Genomic DNA, 18,461 nt, shown 5'->3' on the forward strand with positions numbered 1-18,461 from the left:
CCATCACCACAGCCGGTCGATCTTGGTATAGATCTTACCGGGTTCTCTGTCCGTAAAACTGGTCCGTGAGCGGGTGGGTTCCGCCAGCGGCAACACATTCAAAATGTCCAGCACATAATACCAGATTCCGGTGTCCCAGTCCCGGAACCGCCCATTGCAGACAGCTCGCCCATATTCACCGGGAGCCAAATCCAATGCCAACTCATTAAGGGGGAGCTTTTGCCCGGTCTTATCATAGGTATATCGCTCCGGTATCGCGCCGATGTGCCAGTCATAGCGGTACCATACCTGGATTCCACTTTCCCGCTGAATGAGTTCAAATGGGTGGAGTCTCATGGTGCTGTTGGGCTTCCACTCCATCAGCCTGCGGCAGTCCTTGTAGACACGAAATCCGTCCGGACTCTGTACGACGGACACGAAGTGTATGGGCAGGCCAAAGGAATAATAAGAGAAGAAGTCCTTTGGCAGCTCCATGGCTCTGGGGTACTGGTTCCGCCGCGTGGCGGCGCTTCCGCCCCGGCAGTCCTTATACCATTGCAGGCGGATCTGCTGAATCAAAAGTGCCGGCAGATCTTTGGGCCAACTGCGATCCTGCTTCACCGTCGTACCTCCTCCGTGCCATCATCCGTCAAGCAGTTGGCCCGCTCCAGCCGCTCCATCAGCAACGGGATGGCCGTGTCCAGCCAAAAATCGCCGCTTACCCAGCCGGTGGACATGCCCACATGGGTTTTGGCAAACCGCTCCACATAGTACCGCTTATCCGGTGCGGGCAGTTCGCCAGCCAGATCAGCGAAGATGCGGAGAATCTCCTCCCGGAGCGCCTCGGGCGGATAGGGCAGCTCCGCCGCCTGATACCGCTCCTCCAGCAGCCGCCACAGGAACGGGTCCCCCCGCAGCCCCCACTGGACAGGCTCAGGCTCAAAAATACAAGCAACAAATTCAGCTCTCATGGGTAATACAGAAAATCTCTTTGTTCAAATCAAAATAGACCACCAGCAGCTCGTCGGTGATCTCCGGGTTGAAGGACAAATCCAGGATGAAGGACTGCTGATTTGTCTCGCCATCCACCAGACTGCCGAACCGCTTGAGCTTCAAAAAGTCCACCATTTCGGCAAAGGACAGCTGGGCCGGATCGGTTCCCGGAAAAAGCTCCGCCGCAATGTCAGGGGGCACCTCGTCCCGGTGGAACCGCATGAAAAAGGTCACAGCATCGTGGTAGGGGTCACCCTCGTCCGCCAGCGCCGCTTTGATGGCGGCTTTGGCCTTCTCCGCCAATTTCTCCGCCTCATCCAGCATTTCTCCCACCACATCCATGGCAGCAGGATCGGCAGTCAGTTCTTCCTCTACATCGAAGATAAAGGGTAGTCCCGATTCCTCGGGAAAGTTAAAGATTTCCTCGCCGGGGGTATATGTAAAATCAATGCGTTTACAGTTCAGTTTCATAATGTTATCCTCCTTACCCCTCAATGTGGGCAGTTTTGAGGCCCTTTTTCAAGGAGCCGTAGACCGTCACCGCATGGTCGGTGAACATCTCGTCGCAGTCAAACCAGGCGGTGAAGCTGCCGCCGGAGGTGACGGAAAGGCTCGTCATGCTGATCCGCCGGGCCAGTTCTTCCTCTGTGATGGGGTCTGTTTCCGGGTCACGGGGATCTTTTTCATCTTGGGAGAGCCAGTTGTTGGCCAGCTCGGTCAGGTTCTTGGCTGCAAGCTCCCGCATGGCCTTGTCCCAGGTTTCACAGCCGGCCAGCAGCTTCTTGGCGGCGCTGCGGGCGCGGGTCCAGGAGGGCTTGCTCTCGGCATTGACCTCCAGAGAAAGGCTCATATTCTTTCCGCACCACTGGATCTCGCCCTCGAAGGTATCATAGTCCTTGTCCAGCTTCAGCTCACCCAGCACCTCGTCCTGGATCACCACCGGCTTGTGGTACTCGTCCAGAACGGTCTGAAGTTCCGGGCAGTCCTCATGGGCATTAACTATCTCGGAGATACACCAGGGACGCACCACCAGATCCTTTGCCAATTCTTCTTTCATCCGGCGGATCTTCAGGCGGCAGATCTGCTCCTTGCCAAAGCGTCCCCAGCCCTTTTCGCTGTTACGCTCCTCATCGCTGACCGGCCAATCCAGCCGCTCCTCTTTGGTGCTGACCTTGCCGGTGTTACAGAACACGATACCCAGCGTCACAACGGTCATTTCCCAAAAGTTGCCTTTCCAGTTAAATCCGCCCCCAATGCAGCGATTGATCAGAGCCACCACTTCCTGCTCCTCGGGCTCGTACATCTCATAGAATTCTTCAAACATCGGTGTAGCCTCCTTTACAGCAGTTCCAGCACCGCGGCAGCAGGCTTGGAAAACTCCGCCGGGACTTGCTCCAGTGCGCCTCTATAGGCCAGCACCGCCTGCCAAGAGTAGTAATAGAAGCTGTAGAACAGGTCATCGGGGAAAACCTCGTCCTCCTCGTAGCGCATCTCATCTTCTTCCTCGTCGTATTCCTCCGACCACAGGTATTCTTCCTTCAGCAGATCGGAGAACAGCGGCAGCGCCTCGGCGTGCTCCATCTCGTCCCCGTCGTGGAAGCACTGGAGGATGCAGGAGAAGAAGTCCAGCAGCTCCCCGGCCAGGAAATGGGCTGCGGGGTTCTGCCCGCTGTCTGCGAGGGCCTTCTCCAGAATTCGGCTCAGGAACACCATACCAAAGGGGGTGGCGTGCCACAGGGTGCTCTGGTGCTCCATGTTGGTGGTGAGCTCGTAGAGGGACTCTTTGACGGACGCCAAATCACGCATCTGTTCCAGCACTGTCAGGTGTGCGGGAAAATCCGTCCCCCGGCCATAGGCGGTGGTGAGCCGGTGCCACGGGACATCAGCGACCTTGAGATGGGTGATGTAGGTTCTGTTTTCTTCTGTCATATTGCCGCCCTCCTTATCCCGCCGTCTGACTGCGGTATTCCTTCTCCAGCGCGGTGTACCACCGTTTCAGCATGGATTCCAGACTGGTTTTCCCGCCGCGGTCTGTAAAAACAAGGAACTTTTGCAGCAGTCTGGGGAACAGAACTTTGCCCGCCTCTGTCAAGTCCTGGTTGAGATAGACCATCCGAATGATCCGGCCCCGCCGGTCCAGCGGGTTCTTTTTCAGCAATTCCTTTTCAAAGCAGAAGCGCAGGAACACCACATTCTCGTCGTAGAAGTCCTCCATCACAGCCGTACCAATGCTGGTGTAGGTGATGTCGTACACCAAACGGCTCCAGTCGAATTTCTCGGCATAGAGCAGTTTCAGCGCCTGCGTCCAGTGCTCCTCCGGGATCACCAGCATCCTGTGCTGGGCGGCGCTGGAGTAGCCGCGATAGACCGGCTCCGGCTGCCCCAGCAGTTCACTCACACTGTCAGTGTAGACGAAGCACAGCTCCTCATCGAACAGGCCACCGATGAAGTTGCCGTTGCAGTACAGCATATAATTCTTGGACTTGGCCGGAGAATAAGAGAGGTTATATTCCTGCGAGTCCAGGCTTTTATGTACCTTGTTCAGAAAGTCTATGGATGTCATGGCCTTACTCCTTATTCCAAATCCAACTCGCCATTGCAGAGCATTTGCAGAAAATCTCGAAAAGAAGGGGCAACCTCCGTTGTTTCTTCAAACTCCGGTTCTTCTCCGGTGACAATGGTTCCATCTTTCAGGCAGAGTGCATAGTAGGAATATCCATCTTTCAGTGACAAGCAGATAGGCAGATGTTCGTTCCAGAAAGATTTGATTTCCGCTGTCCAGCTGTTGTCTCCTTCGGCGGCATCCAAACTCATTTTTTCAAACTCGTTCCAGGCAAATCCGCCTTCTCCCTGTGGGGCAAAGTCATCCGGACAAAGCATCCACACGGTTTCTGCACTGTTGACACAGGCTTTCATGTTTCGGAGGAAATAGATATAATCCGCTGGAAGTAAATCATAACGCTGGATGATCTCCGCTGGGATTTGATTATTTTCCTGCATCTCGACTTTCCAACCCTGTTCGGTCAGAACTTTGGTCAGGCTTTCAAGTAATGCATTCATCAACTTATCCTCATTCCTCAAACTCCCCCTCGATCATCCCGTTCAGATACCGTCCGGGATCTGCGATGAAGTCATCCCATTTGGCCAGAGGGTGGAATTCCTCATGCTCGATGTCCAGATACCACAGCTTCTTGTCCCTGGGGCTCCACAGCAGCAGATAGTCGCTGTAGTTGTCCATCTGCACCATCAGGGAGAGCAGCTTCTTCCGTTTCCAGGTCATCTCCTGCACATCCATGAAGGAGTAGAGTTCCGCCCACTTCACCCATTCCTGATCCGGGAACTCCAGCCGCAGGGGGCCGGTCTTCAAGTATTTCACCAGCTTGGCGGGCAGCTTGTAGGGCATGAGCTGCCGGATCTTTTCCTGCTCGTTGTGCCATTCCTCCGGTTCCAGCGCCTTCAGATAGTCGGCCAGCTCCTGATTCTTGTTCTGCACCGCCACGGTGTAAGGCCGGTCACCGTATTTGTCCGCAATGGTGATGTCGGCTCCTTGCTCAATGAGCCAGCGCACCATGGGGAGATTTTTGTGTCGGACAGCTTCGGTGACAGCGGTGGAGGCGTTCGGAAACACCATGTCCGGCTTGTGGTAATTGATATCTGCCCCTTTTTCCAGAAGCAGTCGGGCAAGTTTGGTGTTGCCCTCGGACACAGCGGCCCGGAATGCCTCGCCGCCAAACTTGTCCACTGTGATCCCGGCTTGCTCCAGCACCTGGATATTCTCCGCTCGCTGACCCCAGCGCACTTCCTGGAAGGCCCGCTCTTTCTGCTTCGGGCTGAGTTTTGCGGCCTGCCCAGCAAAGAGCGCCACCACCTCCGGCCCACAACAGCGGGCGGCGGTGAGCAGCAGGGGCTGTTCCTCTGCCAGACTGGGATCAGCTCCATGCTCCAGCAGGAAGTGAATCATGGGCACATCGTTCCGAAAAACCGCGATCTCCAATGGCATCAGCTTGATGTATTCGCTGAGCTGGATGGGAACATCTAAATCCAGACCGCCTTGGAGCAGCGTCTCCAGCTTGGGAGTGTCGTGGTCACAGATGGCGGCAGCCGTTTCCGGGAGGGTCTCCCAGCGGCCAATATATGCAATTTGGTACATAAGGCACCTACTTTCTCTATCCTACAATAGTAGTTTCCTTTATAGACAGATTGTCGTAATCCATGGCGATCAGTTTCCCGGCGGCCTCTGGGGTACACATGAACCAGGTGCTCACGCCCCAAGCGTCCATCCTCGTAACGGTGAAGAAGTCGGTTTGGGCAGAAGTAGGTTCTCTTGCGTCAATATAGTAGTCGGAGTAGAGATACACCAGATCGACCTCTCGCTCCGGCAGCCACTTGGCCCGACGCGCACGCGGTTTGCCGTTTTTCAGCGTCTTTTCTCTGGGGTTCTCAAACCACGCCAGCTCCTTGAGCTTCAGACCGGTGAAGGTATCCATGAGCCGCTGGGCAATCTCCCGGTGGGTAAATACTCCGCAGTCCCAGGAGCCCATCAGCCATGTCTTTATAAAGTCGCCCACCTTGCTGCCAGGAGCAGGCGGCCCGTAGACGCTCTCATCCGCCCACATGACCTCTATCTTTTCACATTGATCTGGCCGAGGACAGGACTGCTTGTTGCCATAGCGGTACATGATATTTACATAGCCATAGTCTTCGCCGGTTCGGTCATGACCGACGGCTTCCACTTTATAGGCAGTTATAGACATTGCAGTTCCACCTCCTGAGCCAATACAAATCCACACAGCCCAAGGGAAGAATCAATGACAAATACCCGGATGTGCTCCCGATCCATGCGCTCCCGCAGTTCCTCGATGCTGCAACAGGCGGGAAAGCCGTAAGAGATGGTCCCGCCCAGCAGGTCTTTGTACTGTTCAAAAAAAGCGTCCACGCGGATCTCATCCATGCCGAAGAGGATGTTGTCCTGGACCACATTTTCAAACCAGTGGGCCAGCAAGCCAGTAAAGTGAACGGATACTTTCTCTCCGGCCTCGGTCTGGGTATCCATGTGCAGGATGTGGGCTTCAAAGTCAGCGTAGTAGCGCAGGACTCTGTTGTCGTGCAGACCATCAAAAGAGCAAATCAGCGTACTCATAGGGATTCCTCCTCGTCCATGAGCTGCTCCTGGACCTCTTTGGGCAGGTCATTCCATAAAATATCGTATGTAAAATCCCGAATCTCCGGGTAACACTCTCGTGCGGTCTTTTCCGCCGTTTCCCGATCCAGGTAGTGCATCTCTTGGTGGAAAAACCAGTTGAGCTTTTCCATCAGCCGATAGAGGCGGATCTGTTCTTCTTGGGTCATGGGATCGCTCCTTTTATTGCAATTTCAGCATAAATCCCCAGATGCTCACCACGATTAGAAGGACACCCAGCAGGAAGAAGATCACCCGCCGGGAGCCGCGTCCATAGCGGTGAGAATCCGGTTTGCCGGTAGGGTCGCAGAGCCAATTCCAGTTGCGGATTGCTCCAATCAAAATCACGACCCCAATGATCACTGAGGCAATATACTAATGCTCCTGTAAAAAAGCCGTGATCTGCTCGCTGTTCATTTAGGTTTCCTCCTTCCAGTCATCCTTTGCCTTTTTTGAAGTGTCCGCTGCCTCGCCAGGTGTTGACTACACAGGTGAAGATCTGACCGCAGTGCTTGCATCGAATCATGTGAGCCATAATTTCGTCTGCCCACCCATCCTCAGTCTTTACCTTCTCCAGCGGACAGGTGGATTCCTCTGCAATCAGTTCAAATTCACCTTGTTCCACCAACTGCTGGATATAGGCAATACAAGCCAGGTAGTCCTTGGGGGCATCAAATTTTCTCCATGTTTGAATGTTACGGCAGTGCTCGCACATAATGGGCACCTCCTCCCATAAACGGTTGTAGTCAGCCCTGTATCTCAGCGTCAACGGGGCCTTTTTTCAGCGTTCCATCCACAGTGATCACATGGCCCCAGAACATATCGTCATCCTCGTACCAGGCGGTAAAACGGCCGCCGGGAGATACTGTAAACTCGGTGAGGAGGATGCGCCGGGCAAACTCATCCTCGGTGATGGGGTCTTGTTTCGGGTCCCGGGCGGTCTGGTTATTGTCCGCCAGCCACTCGTTGGCCTGAGCGATGAGCTTCTGGGCAGCCATCGCTCGCAGGGACTTATCCCAGGTTTCCTGGTCTGCCACCAGTTTCTTCATCACATTGGTGACACGGGTCCAGGACGCTTTCTTTTCAATCTCCACATCCAACGAGATCCGGACTTCTTTTCCCATCCACTTACAGGTCCCCTCGAATATGCTCATCTCACGATCCAGCGTGAGGGTTCCCAGCACTTCGTCTTTCAGAAGAATGGGCTTTGTGTATTCCGCCCAGATCTCCTCCAGCGCCGGACAGGACACACCTTCCTCCAACACTTCCGTGACATACCACTGGGGTTCACTGAGGGCGTCGCCTTTCCAGGCACGAGCTTTGATTCGGTAGATCTGGCCCTTGGAAAACAGCTTGGAATAGTCTCCGTTTTCTCGTTCATTATCCGTAAGCGGCCAGCTCAGGTAGCAGCGGCCAGAGATTACCTGCCCGGTCTGGACAGCCGCCATGGCAAGAGCATGGGTATGGGCTGTCCAAAAGGTATCCAGAAAGGTTTTATCTGCACTGATGCCGCTCTGGATCAGTACCAGCTTTTCCTCATCTTCTGGGGCGTACAGGGCAACAAAGTCTTTGATTTTTCTTTTTTTCATGGTGGCCTCCCGTAAGCACAGTTCAGACGATTTTCAGGTCTGCTGATGCTGCATGGATACAATCTGGCAGTCTGGGCAGAACTCCACATAGAGCGTCCCCTCCGCACAGTCAAACACCGTATCCCACTGGATCTGTGCCAGATACTTCATAGGCTTCCCACAGTGGGGACAAATGGCATATTCTGCATCCTGCACCCAGTTGCCAAAGCCGCCGATGGTGTTCACATCCTGGCAGGCCGCTCCGTAAAACAGAGGCACCGGCGCTTCTCCCAGCACAAAGGAATTTTCCGTGAGGACCTTGTAGTCCTCGGGACTGACATAGCAATCCGTCTTCTCCGCCCCGTCAAAGAGCTCGGAGGGAAAGACTTCCACGCCGCCATCCAGGGTAAAACTGTTAAAGGCTGGACCTTTCAAAAATCCCACACAGCTGGGGCAGCAGGTGGCAGTCAGAATACCATCCAACCCCAGAAATTTCAGACGCTCATCCCGGCCATCCAGCACCAACATATCCACCATACGCCCGCCGCAGTGAGGGCAGGTGTCCTCCCGTGCTCGGCCAATGCGGACGGGAGATTTCTCGCCAGCGGTTCCCTTGACCACAGGATAACAGGTGTCGAAGTTGAGCTGGATTTTCTGGCCCTCCTTGTCGAAGGTCCAGCCTCCGATCTGCGCATAGCTGGATGGGTCTACATAGAGGCCCTTGCGCCAGGGCCGGGGATTTCGCTCCAGCTCCAGCAGAGTCTCCATTGCCTTGTCATCTCCCTGCATAGAAAGGCAACTCATCAGGTCGGCGGCATTCCGAGAGTATTCTGCTTTTAGCAGGGCAGCAACTAAAGAGTCCCGCACATCCTCTGGCGCGTGGTAGTAGAGCTCACAGGGCCAGAACACCTCTGCGGCCAGTGCCGCCCGCTGGATTTCCGGGGTGATGGCATCATGGTAGCCAAGCAGTTGCCAGAAGTCGGTGATCTCCGGGTCCTCCATATCCGCCAGCCGCTGAATGTTCTGGATCAGGTTTCTTTGCTTTTCAGCAATTTGTTCCGGCGTCCAGGCCAGCGCAGCATTTCGCTCCTGCTCGCACTTGCATTTCCAGCACAATCCCTCATAGCCTAAAGGTGTCCCACAGCTGGGGCAGGTATATTTCAAACTCATATTCTTTGACCCCTTTCAGAAGATAAAAAAATGCCCTGCGCCGCACTGCCACAAGGGCAGACGAACGCAGGACATAAAAAGGCCGCAAGAGAGGAGCCACATCTACCAGCTGATGTGGTTTCTTCGACAGCTAAAATGGTTTTTTCATATCTAAGAACAGTTGGTGGTTGTCCAAGGACTCTGCCCATAGTGGCACCTCCTTTATAGGCATAATCTTATATTTTATTATATCATAAGGCGCTTGTCATTGGAAATGTTTTGTAAGTTCTGCCGATTAACTTTTTGTGAATTTGTTATTCATCTGAGATATGCAGTATCGGCAGTGTCAGGGTGAATCAAGATGATTTGTTTTCCTTGGCGGAGAGCATAGTTTACAGTCTGAGCTGTACCAGATCGCATCTGTTTTGCATTGTCAAATACCCCCACAAGAAAATCAGCATGATCCACCATATAGTAGTTGCGTTTTTTATAACTGGCGGTGCTTGCTTCCTGAGAAACTACAATGCAGTTTGTCGCTTTTTGAATCAGACTTTTCAGCCTTTTTTGACTTTGCTCTGGCCATTTAGAGTCATGGCCAACGAAGGGAATCGCAACAATAATTTCAATGTTCTCATACCCGGATTTTTCTTTCAGCACCAGCAGCTGCTCACCGGCCCACATATCTACACCAAGAGCGCCGCCCACAAAAAATGTTTGAACATTTTCTCTGCTGTGGAGCATTTGAAACTGCTCAAAAAGGCACTCTTTTATTTTTTTTGCACAGCGGATGATTTTCGTTATAACCGAAGCAAAATCTTGTTGGACGATGATCTGTAATGGCGCAAGCACGCGGATTCATAAAATCCCTCCCCGTTTTGGCCGTGATTACATATACAAAGCAAAAATCGTGCAAATAATATTGACAAAAAGCATATTTAATCAAAATTATACCATATACAATGTGGAATATCAACATTCGCTTTCTGCTATCCTAAACGTAGCAGAGAGGTGATTTGTATGGATGAGGAGTTTATTCGCAATCGGATTACAGAATTGCGTTTGAAAAAGGGTGTGTCGGAATACCAGATGAGCATGGATTTGGGCCAAAACAAAAACTATGTTCAAGCCATTTCTTCTGGCCGTGCATTGCCGTTTATGAAGCAGTTTCTCAACATCTGCGAATATATGGAGATCACCCCATTTCAATTTTTTGATGCACAGGAAAACAACCCTCAACTCATCAAGAAGGCTCTTGATGGAATGAGGAAACTGTCTGACGACGATCTGATAATGTTGATTGGATTGATTGGTCGTTTGAACTCGGAGAGCTAAAGGGAGCATAATGTGGCAAGCAATGCCCAGGGATAGCCACGGCTCCCTTGCGCTGCTTGTTGAGGGTATCCCCCAAGCCCCCTTTGAACGCAGAATTTCATTCTGCGGCTGTGCGTTCTGCGAACGCTTTTTGGCAGCTCCCCTTGTATCCTCAGCAGTGTTCAGAAATTCAAATATCAAATGTCACCGGAAGTTTGCTTTTGTGCGTATGCGAGCGTGTTTGCGTGTTTCGTTTGCTTCCATAAAGGCCCCCCTTTGTATGGAATCGGTTATCCGACAGAAACTAACTAAGCACCGGGAGAACCGCAGTCCGTACATACAATGCTATTATAGTATAACCTTTCTCCTCCCATACTGCTATTTCAATTATGTGGGGAATTTACAGTTTATGGGGCAGACAATAAAATTTATTTTGTTTGACTTAAAATTCCCTAAATTTGAATCTCATCACAGAAAAAATCCTCCGAAAGACCAATGCCTCCCAGAGGATTCTTACCTGTTTATCCACATATTTATTCTTTCTATCTAATCTCCCGCTCTACAGAGACAATCTCCGCCTCCGTGCTGTTCTCCACAAGAGCCAGGATGTCATCCATCAGGCCGTCCGCTTGAGCGGCATGAGCCACTATGGCCGCCACGCCGATCACAATTGTCTGATGAATGTCCTGTTCTTCCGTTTCGGCTGCCGACACGGCATATCGACTTCTTATTTTTCCCAATAGGCTTTTTACCACCATTCTCTTTTCCTTTAATGAATGAACCCATGGCGCGTAAAGCCTGAGTTCCATCACCGCAACTTTCAAATTCATTTCCTTTCTTATATATGACTCCAGACCGGCTCTGACTTCCTATCCGTTCTTTGGTTTCTGATGTACTGCATAATTAGGAGTTTTCTTAACTTTATCCCTATATGGAAATTTTCTGTTCTTTCTCTTTTCCAGTTCCTCTCTGAGCTCCCCAAAACAATTCAGTCTGTCATACCCTATCTCTTCTCCAATCAGGCTCCACCGTCAATATTATCTTACTCCGTCCTGCCAGCATATCTTCGCCATATTGGAATGGGACCACATTCTTCAGTGCCTCTTCCGTCGAAATAGTTCTGACAATCCGTCGCTGAATCTTTGCTATATTTAATCCTCTTAAGTGTCTCCTTGATTTAATTCCAATATTGAATTAGCAATTTGATTATTGTCACCTAAATTACCATATCCGTACAATCTGTTCATACAGCAAGATATGCTTCTCGCTTACATTACAGTTGTCATGATAGTGGCCGAAAAACCATTTTTTATATTTAAGTTTCTCGTCCACATCCTGCAGATAATCCGTCAGCCGGTCGGGTTTAAACATCTTCCTGCCAATCATCTCCTGCACCTTCGTAGGAGCACAGTGCGTCACCACGTAATCTACCTCACCGCCACATTTCTCGATATTCCGCAGGCCTTCCGCACATTCTTCGTCAGAAGGCAGTTCTTCCTTCCACCAGCTTACATGGTTAATCCGATACGGCATATCCCCTCTGTCCAGCTGCTTTTTCTTCAGCTTGAATTCCGGGTCATCCGGCTCCAGGATGCCTCCCTGGATATCATGGCTCTGTGCCCCTCCGAAGGTAAAGATCCGGCATCCGTCTATGTCATAAACCTGTCCCCGCATCAGATGGATGATGGACGGCGCGACATATTGTACTCTCCCGCCATTCCATTCTTTTACCGGGCAGACCGCCAACAAATCATAGTTTTCATGATTTCCATCTACCCAGAGCGTGGTGAACGGCTTTTTGTCCAGCCATTTCCGCCACCACAGCTGCTCCCTATCTTCCGACCAATAACCAAAATCGCCGCAGACGATTACGTAGTCGCTCTTTCCCATTGTATATTGCTCCGGGAATATCTCCGTGCTGAACCGGCGGTAATCCCCGTGGCAGTCCCCCGTAATGTAAATAGACATGGTGTCTCCTTTATCTTTTCTTCTTATTATACCTCTCGAATCCACATTTGTATTGAATCAGCAGTTTAATTACTGACATCTAAATACCCATATAAAAAGCCGGCCGGTCCCACGAAAATTTCTATAGAACCGACCGGCAGCTTTCCTCAAATCTGTTTCAGATAAATGTCAAAAAAACCGCCCGTATTTTCCCGCTTATTTCGATTTGCAATGTCACTGCCATAAAAACCGTATATTTCGATTTCAAATGTCAAAAATCCTGAATCTTGTTTCGAATTCTTATGTCAAAAATTCATTTTCGGAAACCCGCATAAAATAAGGCTTTTTCCGGGTATTTCGAATTCTTATGTCAAAAAATCACTCTGTTTGGGAACGCTTATTGCGGATGTAATGTCTATATTTCGAATTCAAATGTCGTTAAACAACTCCTGCCCAACACTCTCCCCCGCCAGATGTCCCGTAGACCACGCAATCTGAAGATTAAATCCTCCCGTCACAGCGTCCAGATCCAGAACCTCCCCTGCAAAGTAGAGTTCCTTTACCTTCTTCGACTCCATGGTGGAGGGATTGATCTCCTTCACCTGGACGCCTCCCTGGGTGATAATGGCCTCGCCAAATCCCCGAAGCCCGTTTAAGGTCAGGGTAAAGCCCTTAACAGAGGCTGTCAGGCGTCTCCTCTCTTCCCTGGTGATCTCGTTGACCGGCTTCTCCGGGGCAATGCCGCTTCGCTCGATGATCACGGGTATCATCTTGGAGGGCAGAAGGCGGTTCAGGGAATTTTTGAACTGTTTATTCTTCGCCTCCTCAAAATCCCTGAGGATGCGGGCGTCGAGCTGCTCCTCGGAGAGGGCCGGCTTCAGATCGATGGTCAGTGTCAGGTTCCCTTTTTTCAGCTCCTTTGCCGCATAGCTGCTGGCGCTTAAAAGCACAGGGCCGCTGACACCGAAATGGGTAAACAGCATCTCCCCAAAATCCCGGTAAATCTCCTTTTTCCCTCTCTTTACAGAGATCCCGATATTTTTGAGAGCCAGCCCCTGCAAATCCTTCACCACATCCTCCTCTGTGGTAAAGGGAACCAGCGCCGGCGAAAGCTCTGTCACCGCGTGCCCCGCTTCCCTGGCGAACCGGTAGCCGTCACCGTCAGAACCAGTTGTCGGATAAGACATGCCGCCGGTGGCCACTATCACCGCATCAGCATAAACTTTTTTCTTCTGGCGCTCTAAAACGACTCCCCGGCAGACGCCGTCCTCAATTAAAAGCTCCTTTACCGGCTCCTTCAGGCAGATCTCCACATCCAGATCCTTTAAGATTTTCGTCAGCGCGCGGATAATATCTGAGGCCTTGTCCGACTGGGGAAACACCCGGCCGCCCCTCTCTGTCTTCAGATGACAGCCTGCCCCTTCCACAAGGGCCATCATATCCTGATTCGTAAATCCATAAAAAGCGCTGTACAAAAAACGACGGTTGGTCACCACACTGTCAAACAGCGTTTCCATATCGCAGTCGTTTGTCACATTGCAGCGCCCCTTGCCTGTGATATAAATTTTTTTCCCGAGCTTCTCATTTTTCTCATAGATGACAGGGCGGCAGCCGTTTTGCGCCGCTGCTGCCGCTGCCATCATTCCGGCGGCTCCTCCGCCGATTACAATTACATGCTTCATCCTGTGTCTGCTTCCCGCCTCTCTTTTATCTAAAGATATCGAAAGAGGCCTTCCTTTCGTTTCTTTCCGTTTTCCCCTTCTTCTGGCCTTCTCCTGCCCTGCGTTCCTCTCTTGTCTTCCCCTTTTCTCTGCTGTTTTCTGTCTCTTCTACTTTCCTTTGTGCTCTCTGGCCTTCTTCTCCTGTTTTCCGGCCTCCTTTTTTTCGCGGATCTTCTCTTCCAGTGCATCTGCCACTGCCTCTAAAACCCGGATCCTTGCATAGCGCTTTGAGTTTCCCTCCACTACAATCCAGGGCGCATATGTGGTGGAGGTGCGCACCAGCATCTCGTTGACTGCTTCCTCATACTCGCCCCACTTGGCGCGGTTTCTCCAGTCCTCATCTGTGATTTTCCACTGCTTGTCTGGATTTTCCATCCGCTCCTTAAACCTGCGCTCCTGCTCGTCCTTATCAATGTGAATCCAGAATTTCAGAACAACGGCTCCGAAGTTTGCCATGTGAGCCTCCATCTCGTTAATCTCGCGGTAAGCCCGGCTCCACTCCTCCTCGCTGCAGAAGCCTTCAATCCTCTCTACCATCACACGCCCGTACCAGGTCCGGTCAAAAATCGCAATGTGGCCGGCCTTTGGCATACGGTTCCAGAACCGCCAGAGATAATGATGAACTCTCTCCTCATCATTCGGCGCAGCCGTAGGATTTACGCGGTAGCCTCGCGGATCCAGGTGGCTTGTGAGTCTCCTGATCGCCCCTCCCTTTCCGGCGGCATCCCAGCCCTCAAATCCCAGAACTACAGGGATTCTCAGCCTGTAAATTTCACTGTGGAGAAATTCCAGACGTTTCTGGGCCGCATCAAGGCGCCTGCGGTATTCCTCTCCATCCATGGTCTTTGTCAGATCCACACCGGACAGCACTCCGTTTTTATAACCGTCTCTGAACGCCGGCCCCATGGCTTCCTCTCCATGCCTGTCCCTGCTTTCCCTTTTTTCAAGCTCATACTCCAGCCGTTCCAAAACAGCAGTCATAATTTTTGCAGAGGCATAATTTTTATCTGTGGCCTCGATAATGGTCCAGGGGGCCCGCCTTGTATCCGTCTTTTCCAGCATCTCCTCATTGATATGCAGGTACTCCTCGTAGTGGCGGTTTCTTTCCAGATCGCTGTCAGATACTCTCCACGCAGTTTCCCTGTTCCCCCGCAGCTTCTTAAAGCGCTTCTTCTGCTCCTCCTTGGAGATGCATAAAAACAGCTTGATTACCACAAACCCTCCGTCGCAGAGCTGTTCCTCGAAGGAGAGAATATCCTCAAAGGCCCTTGTGATTTCCTGCTGCCCGGGCTTTTCCTCGAACCGCTCCTCTGTCACCTTCCGATACCAGCTTCTGTCAAAAATGGCAATCCTTCCCTGTTCCGGCGTCTTCGTCCAGAACCGCCACAAAAAGGGGCGCATCTGCTCCTCCTCCCCGGTCTGACGGCTTGCGTAGACCTCGAAGCCCCTGGGATCCAGAGGGGCTATCAGACGGTTAATCTGGATTCCCTTTCCGGCAGCTCCAAGTCCTTCAAATACAATAATGACAGGAATCTTTTTCTCCTTCAGTTCTCTCTGAACAGCTCCCAGGCGCACGCCCATGGCCTCACTTGCCTTCCGGTATTCCTCCCTGTCCATCTTCTTTTCCAGATCAATTTTTTCCAGCATATAACCCCTCCATTTCATCTCTCCGAAATGCTCCGTTCCTGCTCCGATCCCTTTCGCCAGACAGGCTCTTTTACGCCCCCTGCTTTTCTTTGAAGTATCCGGCAATTTGTTTCATCACCTGGCTGACAGAGATTCTCTGGGGACATTCCTTCTCACAGTGTCCGCAGGCCCGGCAGGAATCCGCCTTCACCTCCAGCTCCCCATAAAACTTATCCGCCTCATCCTCGTCTACAGCTGTCATGTTCCAGGCTGCGAGGGTCTTTGGTATGTCGAGGCCAAAGGGGCAGGGCATACAGTAGCGGCAGGCGGTGCAGTTTACCAGAGCCATCCGGTCAAACACTTCCTTGGTCTTTAAAAGGGCCTCCCTGTCCTCCCGGCTCAGCATTCCCACTGCAGCCAGGTCTGCAAGGCGCAGGTTTTCCTGTACCTGCTCCATGGTGCTCATTCCGCTCAGCAGAAGGCTGACTTCCGGCTGATCCCAGAGAAAGCTAAATGCGCTTTCCACCGCCGTTTTTCCCTCCGGCAGACATTCCGCCACGTGGGACGACAGGTTTGCAAGCTTTCCTCCAAGCAACGGTTCCATGACAACCACCCCGAGCCCTCTGTCAGCCGCCATTTTCAGTCCCTTCGTTCCTGCCTGGTGATCCAGGTTAATGTAATTGTACTGGATCTGACAGAAATCCCACTGATCCGTATAATTAAGTATCTCCTCAAACACATCCAGCGAATCATGGAAAGAAAAGCCAAGGAAACGGATCTTTCCCGCTTTCTTTGCCTCCAGCATACGCTCCACCAGATGAAATTTTTTTACCTTCTCTTCAAAGCGGCTGCGGTTCAGAGCATGGAGAAGGTAGAAGTCGATGTGATCGGTTTTCAGTTTTTCAAGCTGCTCGTCCAGAATCCTCTCAAAATCCCCCTCCTTTTCCAAAAGCCACACCGGACTCTTGTCTGCCAGCCATACCTTTTCCCTGTAGCCGTCCTGAAGGGCCATACCCACAACCGTTTCGCTGACCCCCTCGTGATACCTGTAAGCAGTGTCCACGTAATTGATCCCCCCGTCAATTCCGGCGCGGATCATCTTTATAGCTTCGGCCTCGTCTACCTTTCCTTCCCTTACCGGAAGCCGCATTGCGCCGAAGCCGAGGGCTGACACCTCTGCCCCCGTTTTGCCCATTTTTCTGTACTTCATCACTGTTTCCCCTCCCCTGTCATATATTCGTGTTCTCTCTTTATTTCTTTAAAAAGGCTGACAGAATCCCAGTTTTTATTTGTTTCTGTGAGAACTGCCTTATAGTTGATTCTGCCTGCGCCTTTCTTTCTGAGCGCCAGTATCAGAGTGTCGATCCTGGCTGAGGTAAAGCCTGCCATGAGGAGCATCTCATCCTCAAACTCCTCTCCCTCGTAGACCATCCCGTTGTCCTCTATATCCTTTAACCCGGCCAGAAAGCCAACTGGCTTCAGGTAATCCTCCTTCGCCACTGCCTTCAGACGGAAGCCTAACGGCATCAGCGCCTGCCTGATTTTCATCAGACGCTCCGCATCCTTAAAATTATATAACAGCACTGTCTCCCTCATAGATTGTTCCTTTCTCTCCTGACTCTCCTGATTTTTGCTCTGCTCTTTTCACACTGCTTTACTTGTTCTCTCACGAAAGACCAGGCAAACTTTATCTCTATTATAAGAAAAACGGCAAAAAAATACAACTGCTACCGCAGGAGCTCTTCCTCTCCGGCAAAAAAAAGCAGCCCTGGAACTTTTTCAAATCCAAGGCTGCTACCGCTCATTTCCTTCTTTCGTCCTCATGCTGTTTTTAAAAAACCTCCGAATAAGTTTTGGAATTTCACTTCCGCTTCTTTCTCATCTGCTCCATCAAAGCAAAGAATCAAAATTCTTCTGACCGGCTGGATCCCCCTCAGGAGTTCGTCATAGTTTTTCACATTAAAGTGTTCCGGTCCTGCAGCTATGTAGATATTGCAGCCAAATAGATTGGCGGCCTGCATCAGAGCCGAGATGGGAAGGGGCTGTGTTCTTCCGTTCATGGAAATACTGTACCGTCTTTCCAGCATACGCATACCTCCTCTCTCTATAAGCGAAACATGCTGTTACTCTAGCTTTACTATAGCACATTTTAAAATTCTGTCAATATATACTAATAGCAAAATTTTCATTCTTTATAATTTTTTAATAATTTAAGCCAGAATTTTCTCACTTTTTCTCTCTCCACACGCCCCTTTTTCATTATCTATGGTATGATGATTTATGAAAGAAATGAGATATTTTTATGCCTGTTGCTGCAGATTTCCCAGCCTCCTAAGGCTCGAAAAAATTTAAAACAGTTTCCAGTTTCTGTCATGTTTTCCCCCGCTTCCTAATATTCTTATATAGCTGCATAACTTAAAATTTATGATAACGCGGAGGTTTGCATATGAGCTCTTATCTTTCCATGACAGGGGTTGTCTCCCAGATTCAGCCCTCTGCAGTATCCGGTTCAGGAACCGAGGCGCAGACAGAACAGGACTGCCGCCTGAGCCTGACTCTCCAGACCTATTACCAGGGAACAGTCCTTTTCACTTTTACCGGAGATACCTATGTGCTGGACAATGAGACGATCCGGCCCGGCGATCAGCTCACTGTTTTCTATGACAGGGACGCGCCGGTCCTCCTCATCTATCCGCCTACCTACCAGGCCGTTCTTCTGGCCAAATCCTCCGGCCGTCAGTTTTATCTCGGCCAGTTTAATGACAATTTCGTAAGCACAGATAACGCACTCCAGCTCACAGTCGATCCGAATACTCCGGTACTTCTTCCTAATGGTCAGGTATTTTCCGGGAATATCTCCGGAAAAACAGTGCTGGCTGAATACCAGGCATCCACCAGAAGTATTCCGGCCCAGACCACCCCTGATCGCCTGATTGTATTCTGCTGACCGGGCGGCAGCAGGCCCTGCCGGTATATACCGGCAGGGCC

The 18,461-nt window shown here is 51.2% G+C and carries 25 protein-coding genes; 2 read left to right on the forward strand and 23 right to left on the reverse strand.

What is annotated here, in order from left to right:
- Positions 1–3 precede the first annotated feature (3 nt).
- The 16 genes from DW757_RS10575 to DW757_RS10655 form a co-directional block, all read right to left on the reverse strand.
- Complete coding sequence (locus DW757_RS10575; RefSeq protein WP_118751682.1) at positions 4–600, reverse strand: hypothetical protein; 597 nt, start codon at positions 598–600, stop codon at positions 4–6.
- On the reverse strand, positions 597–950 hold the full coding sequence (locus tag DW757_RS10580; RefSeq protein ID WP_118751683.1) for a hypothetical protein: 354 nt from the start codon (positions 948–950) through the stop codon (positions 597–599). The genes DW757_RS10575 and DW757_RS10580 overlap by 4 nt, the downstream gene beginning before the upstream one ends.
- Entirely contained in the window at positions 940–1,443 is a 504-nt protein-coding gene (locus DW757_RS10585; protein ID WP_118751684.1) for a DUF2004 domain-containing protein, read from the reverse strand. Before DW757_RS10585 ends, DW757_RS10580 begins: the two co-directional genes overlap by 11 nt.
- A gap of 13 nt (positions 1,444–1,456) precedes the next feature.
- Positions 1,457–2,296 carry a DUF2262 domain-containing protein gene (locus DW757_RS10590; RefSeq protein ID WP_118751685.1) on the reverse strand — a complete coding sequence of 280 codons (840 nt, stop codon included), beginning with the start codon at positions 2,294–2,296 and terminating at the stop codon, positions 1,457–1,459.
- 14 nt (positions 2,297–2,310) lie between these two features.
- Complete coding sequence (locus DW757_RS10595) at positions 2,311–2,901, reverse strand: hypothetical protein (protein ID WP_118751686.1); 591 nt, start codon at positions 2,899–2,901, stop codon at positions 2,311–2,313.
- 13 nt (positions 2,902–2,914) lie between these two features.
- A complete protein-coding gene (locus DW757_RS10600; RefSeq protein WP_118751687.1) occupies positions 2,915–3,535 on the reverse strand; it encodes a hypothetical protein in 621 nt (206 codons plus the stop codon).
- A gap of 11 nt (positions 3,536–3,546) precedes the next feature.
- On the reverse strand, positions 3,547–4,032 hold the full coding sequence (locus DW757_RS10605; RefSeq protein WP_118751688.1) for an SMI1/KNR4 family protein: 486 nt from the start codon (positions 4,030–4,032) through the stop codon (positions 3,547–3,549).
- A gap of 10 nt (positions 4,033–4,042) precedes the next feature.
- On the reverse strand, positions 4,043–5,122 hold the full coding sequence (locus DW757_RS10610) for an ankyrin repeat domain-containing protein (RefSeq protein WP_118751689.1): 1,080 nt from the start codon (positions 5,120–5,122) through the stop codon (positions 4,043–4,045).
- Between the two features lie 16 nt (positions 5,123–5,138).
- Positions 5,139–5,726: a hypothetical protein gene (locus tag DW757_RS10615; RefSeq protein WP_118751690.1), complete on the reverse strand. Its 588-nt coding sequence runs from the start codon at positions 5,724–5,726 to the stop codon at positions 5,139–5,141.
- Positions 5,717–6,112, reverse strand: coding sequence for a hypothetical protein (locus tag DW757_RS10620; RefSeq protein WP_118751691.1), 396 nt, complete (start codon positions 6,110–6,112; stop codon positions 5,717–5,719). Before DW757_RS10620 ends, DW757_RS10615 begins: the two co-directional genes overlap by 10 nt.
- The gene (locus DW757_RS10625; RefSeq protein ID WP_055270385.1) at positions 6,109–6,321 is read right to left on the reverse strand and encodes a hypothetical protein; all 213 of its coding nucleotides are present in this window, start codon (positions 6,319–6,321) and stop codon (positions 6,109–6,111) included. The genes DW757_RS10620 and DW757_RS10625 overlap by 4 nt, the downstream gene beginning before the upstream one ends.
- Before the next feature lie 13 nt (positions 6,322–6,334).
- Positions 6,335–6,523 (reverse strand): Imm17 family immunity protein, encoded by a 189-nt coding sequence (locus tag DW757_RS10630; RefSeq protein WP_243033599.1) that lies wholly within the window; start codon positions 6,521–6,523, stop codon positions 6,335–6,337.
- Positions 6,524–6,587: 64 nt separating this feature from the next.
- Positions 6,588–6,866: a hypothetical protein gene (locus tag DW757_RS10635; protein ID WP_087170179.1), complete on the reverse strand. Its 279-nt coding sequence runs from the start codon at positions 6,864–6,866 to the stop codon at positions 6,588–6,590.
- A gap of 31 nt (positions 6,867–6,897) precedes the next feature.
- Positions 6,898–7,740 (reverse strand): DUF2262 domain-containing protein, encoded by an 843-nt coding sequence (locus tag DW757_RS10640; RefSeq protein WP_118751692.1) that lies wholly within the window; start codon positions 7,738–7,740, stop codon positions 6,898–6,900.
- Between the two features lie 33 nt (positions 7,741–7,773).
- The gene (locus DW757_RS10645; protein ID WP_118751693.1) at positions 7,774–8,889 is read right to left on the reverse strand and encodes a hypothetical protein; all 1,116 of its coding nucleotides are present in this window, start codon (positions 8,887–8,889) and stop codon (positions 7,774–7,776) included.
- 297 nt (positions 8,890–9,186) lie between these two features.
- The gene (locus DW757_RS10655; protein WP_243033591.1) at positions 9,187–9,717 is read right to left on the reverse strand and encodes an SLOG family protein; all 531 of its coding nucleotides are present in this window, start codon (positions 9,715–9,717) and stop codon (positions 9,187–9,189) included.
- Positions 9,718–9,885: 168 nt separating this feature from the next.
- Between DW757_RS10655 and DW757_RS10660 the strand changes: the two genes are divergently transcribed.
- On the forward strand, positions 9,886–10,200 hold the full coding sequence (locus tag DW757_RS10660; RefSeq protein ID WP_118751694.1) for a transcriptional regulator: 315 nt from the start codon (positions 9,886–9,888) through the stop codon (positions 10,198–10,200).
- A gap of 521 nt (positions 10,201–10,721) precedes the next feature.
- On the opposite strand, the gene DW757_RS10665 is transcribed toward DW757_RS10660, so the two are convergent.
- The 7 genes from DW757_RS10665 to DW757_RS10695 form a co-directional block, all read right to left on the reverse strand.
- Positions 10,722–11,009 (reverse strand): DUF503 domain-containing protein, encoded by a 288-nt coding sequence (locus DW757_RS10665; protein WP_347559984.1) that lies wholly within the window; start codon positions 11,007–11,009, stop codon positions 10,722–10,724.
- Positions 11,010–11,400: 391 nt separating this feature from the next.
- A complete protein-coding gene (locus DW757_RS10670) occupies positions 11,401–12,147 on the reverse strand; it encodes a metallophosphoesterase (RefSeq protein WP_118751696.1) in 747 nt (248 codons plus the stop codon).
- Between the two features lie 407 nt (positions 12,148–12,554).
- Positions 12,555–13,808, reverse strand: a complete 1,254-nt coding sequence (locus DW757_RS10675) for an NAD(P)/FAD-dependent oxidoreductase (RefSeq protein WP_118751697.1) — start codon at positions 13,806–13,808, stop codon at positions 12,555–12,557.
- Between the two features lie 147 nt (positions 13,809–13,955).
- On the reverse strand, positions 13,956–15,494 hold the full coding sequence (gene pap / locus DW757_RS10680; protein ID WP_044930767.1) for a polyphosphate:AMP phosphotransferase: 1,539 nt from the start codon (positions 15,492–15,494) through the stop codon (positions 13,956–13,958).
- 70 nt (positions 15,495–15,564) lie between these two features.
- A complete protein-coding gene (locus tag DW757_RS10685; RefSeq protein WP_118751698.1) occupies positions 15,565–16,683 on the reverse strand; it encodes an aldo/keto reductase in 1,119 nt (372 codons plus the stop codon).
- Entirely contained in the window at positions 16,683–17,069 is a 387-nt protein-coding gene (locus DW757_RS10690) for a DUF3783 domain-containing protein (RefSeq protein WP_008395927.1), read from the reverse strand. Before DW757_RS10690 ends, DW757_RS10685 begins: the two co-directional genes overlap by 1 nt.
- 224 nt (positions 17,070–17,293) lie before the next feature.
- Complete coding sequence (locus DW757_RS10695; RefSeq protein WP_015574021.1) at positions 17,294–17,560, reverse strand: hypothetical protein; 267 nt, start codon at positions 17,558–17,560, stop codon at positions 17,294–17,296.
- A 359-nt stretch (positions 17,561–17,919) separates the two neighbouring features.
- Here DW757_RS10695 and DW757_RS10700 point away from each other — a divergent pair, with 359 nt between their 5' ends.
- The gene (locus DW757_RS10700; RefSeq protein WP_044930666.1) at positions 17,920–18,420 is read left to right on the forward strand and encodes a hypothetical protein; all 501 of its coding nucleotides are present in this window, start codon (positions 17,920–17,922) and stop codon (positions 18,418–18,420) included.
- Positions 18,421–18,461: the final 41 nt, after the last annotated feature.

The organism is Clostridium sp. AM29-11AC (assembly GCF_003480545.1).
GTDB classification, from domain to species: domain Bacteria; phylum Bacillota; class Clostridia; order Lachnospirales; family Lachnospiraceae; genus Otoolea; species Otoolea saccharolyticum_A.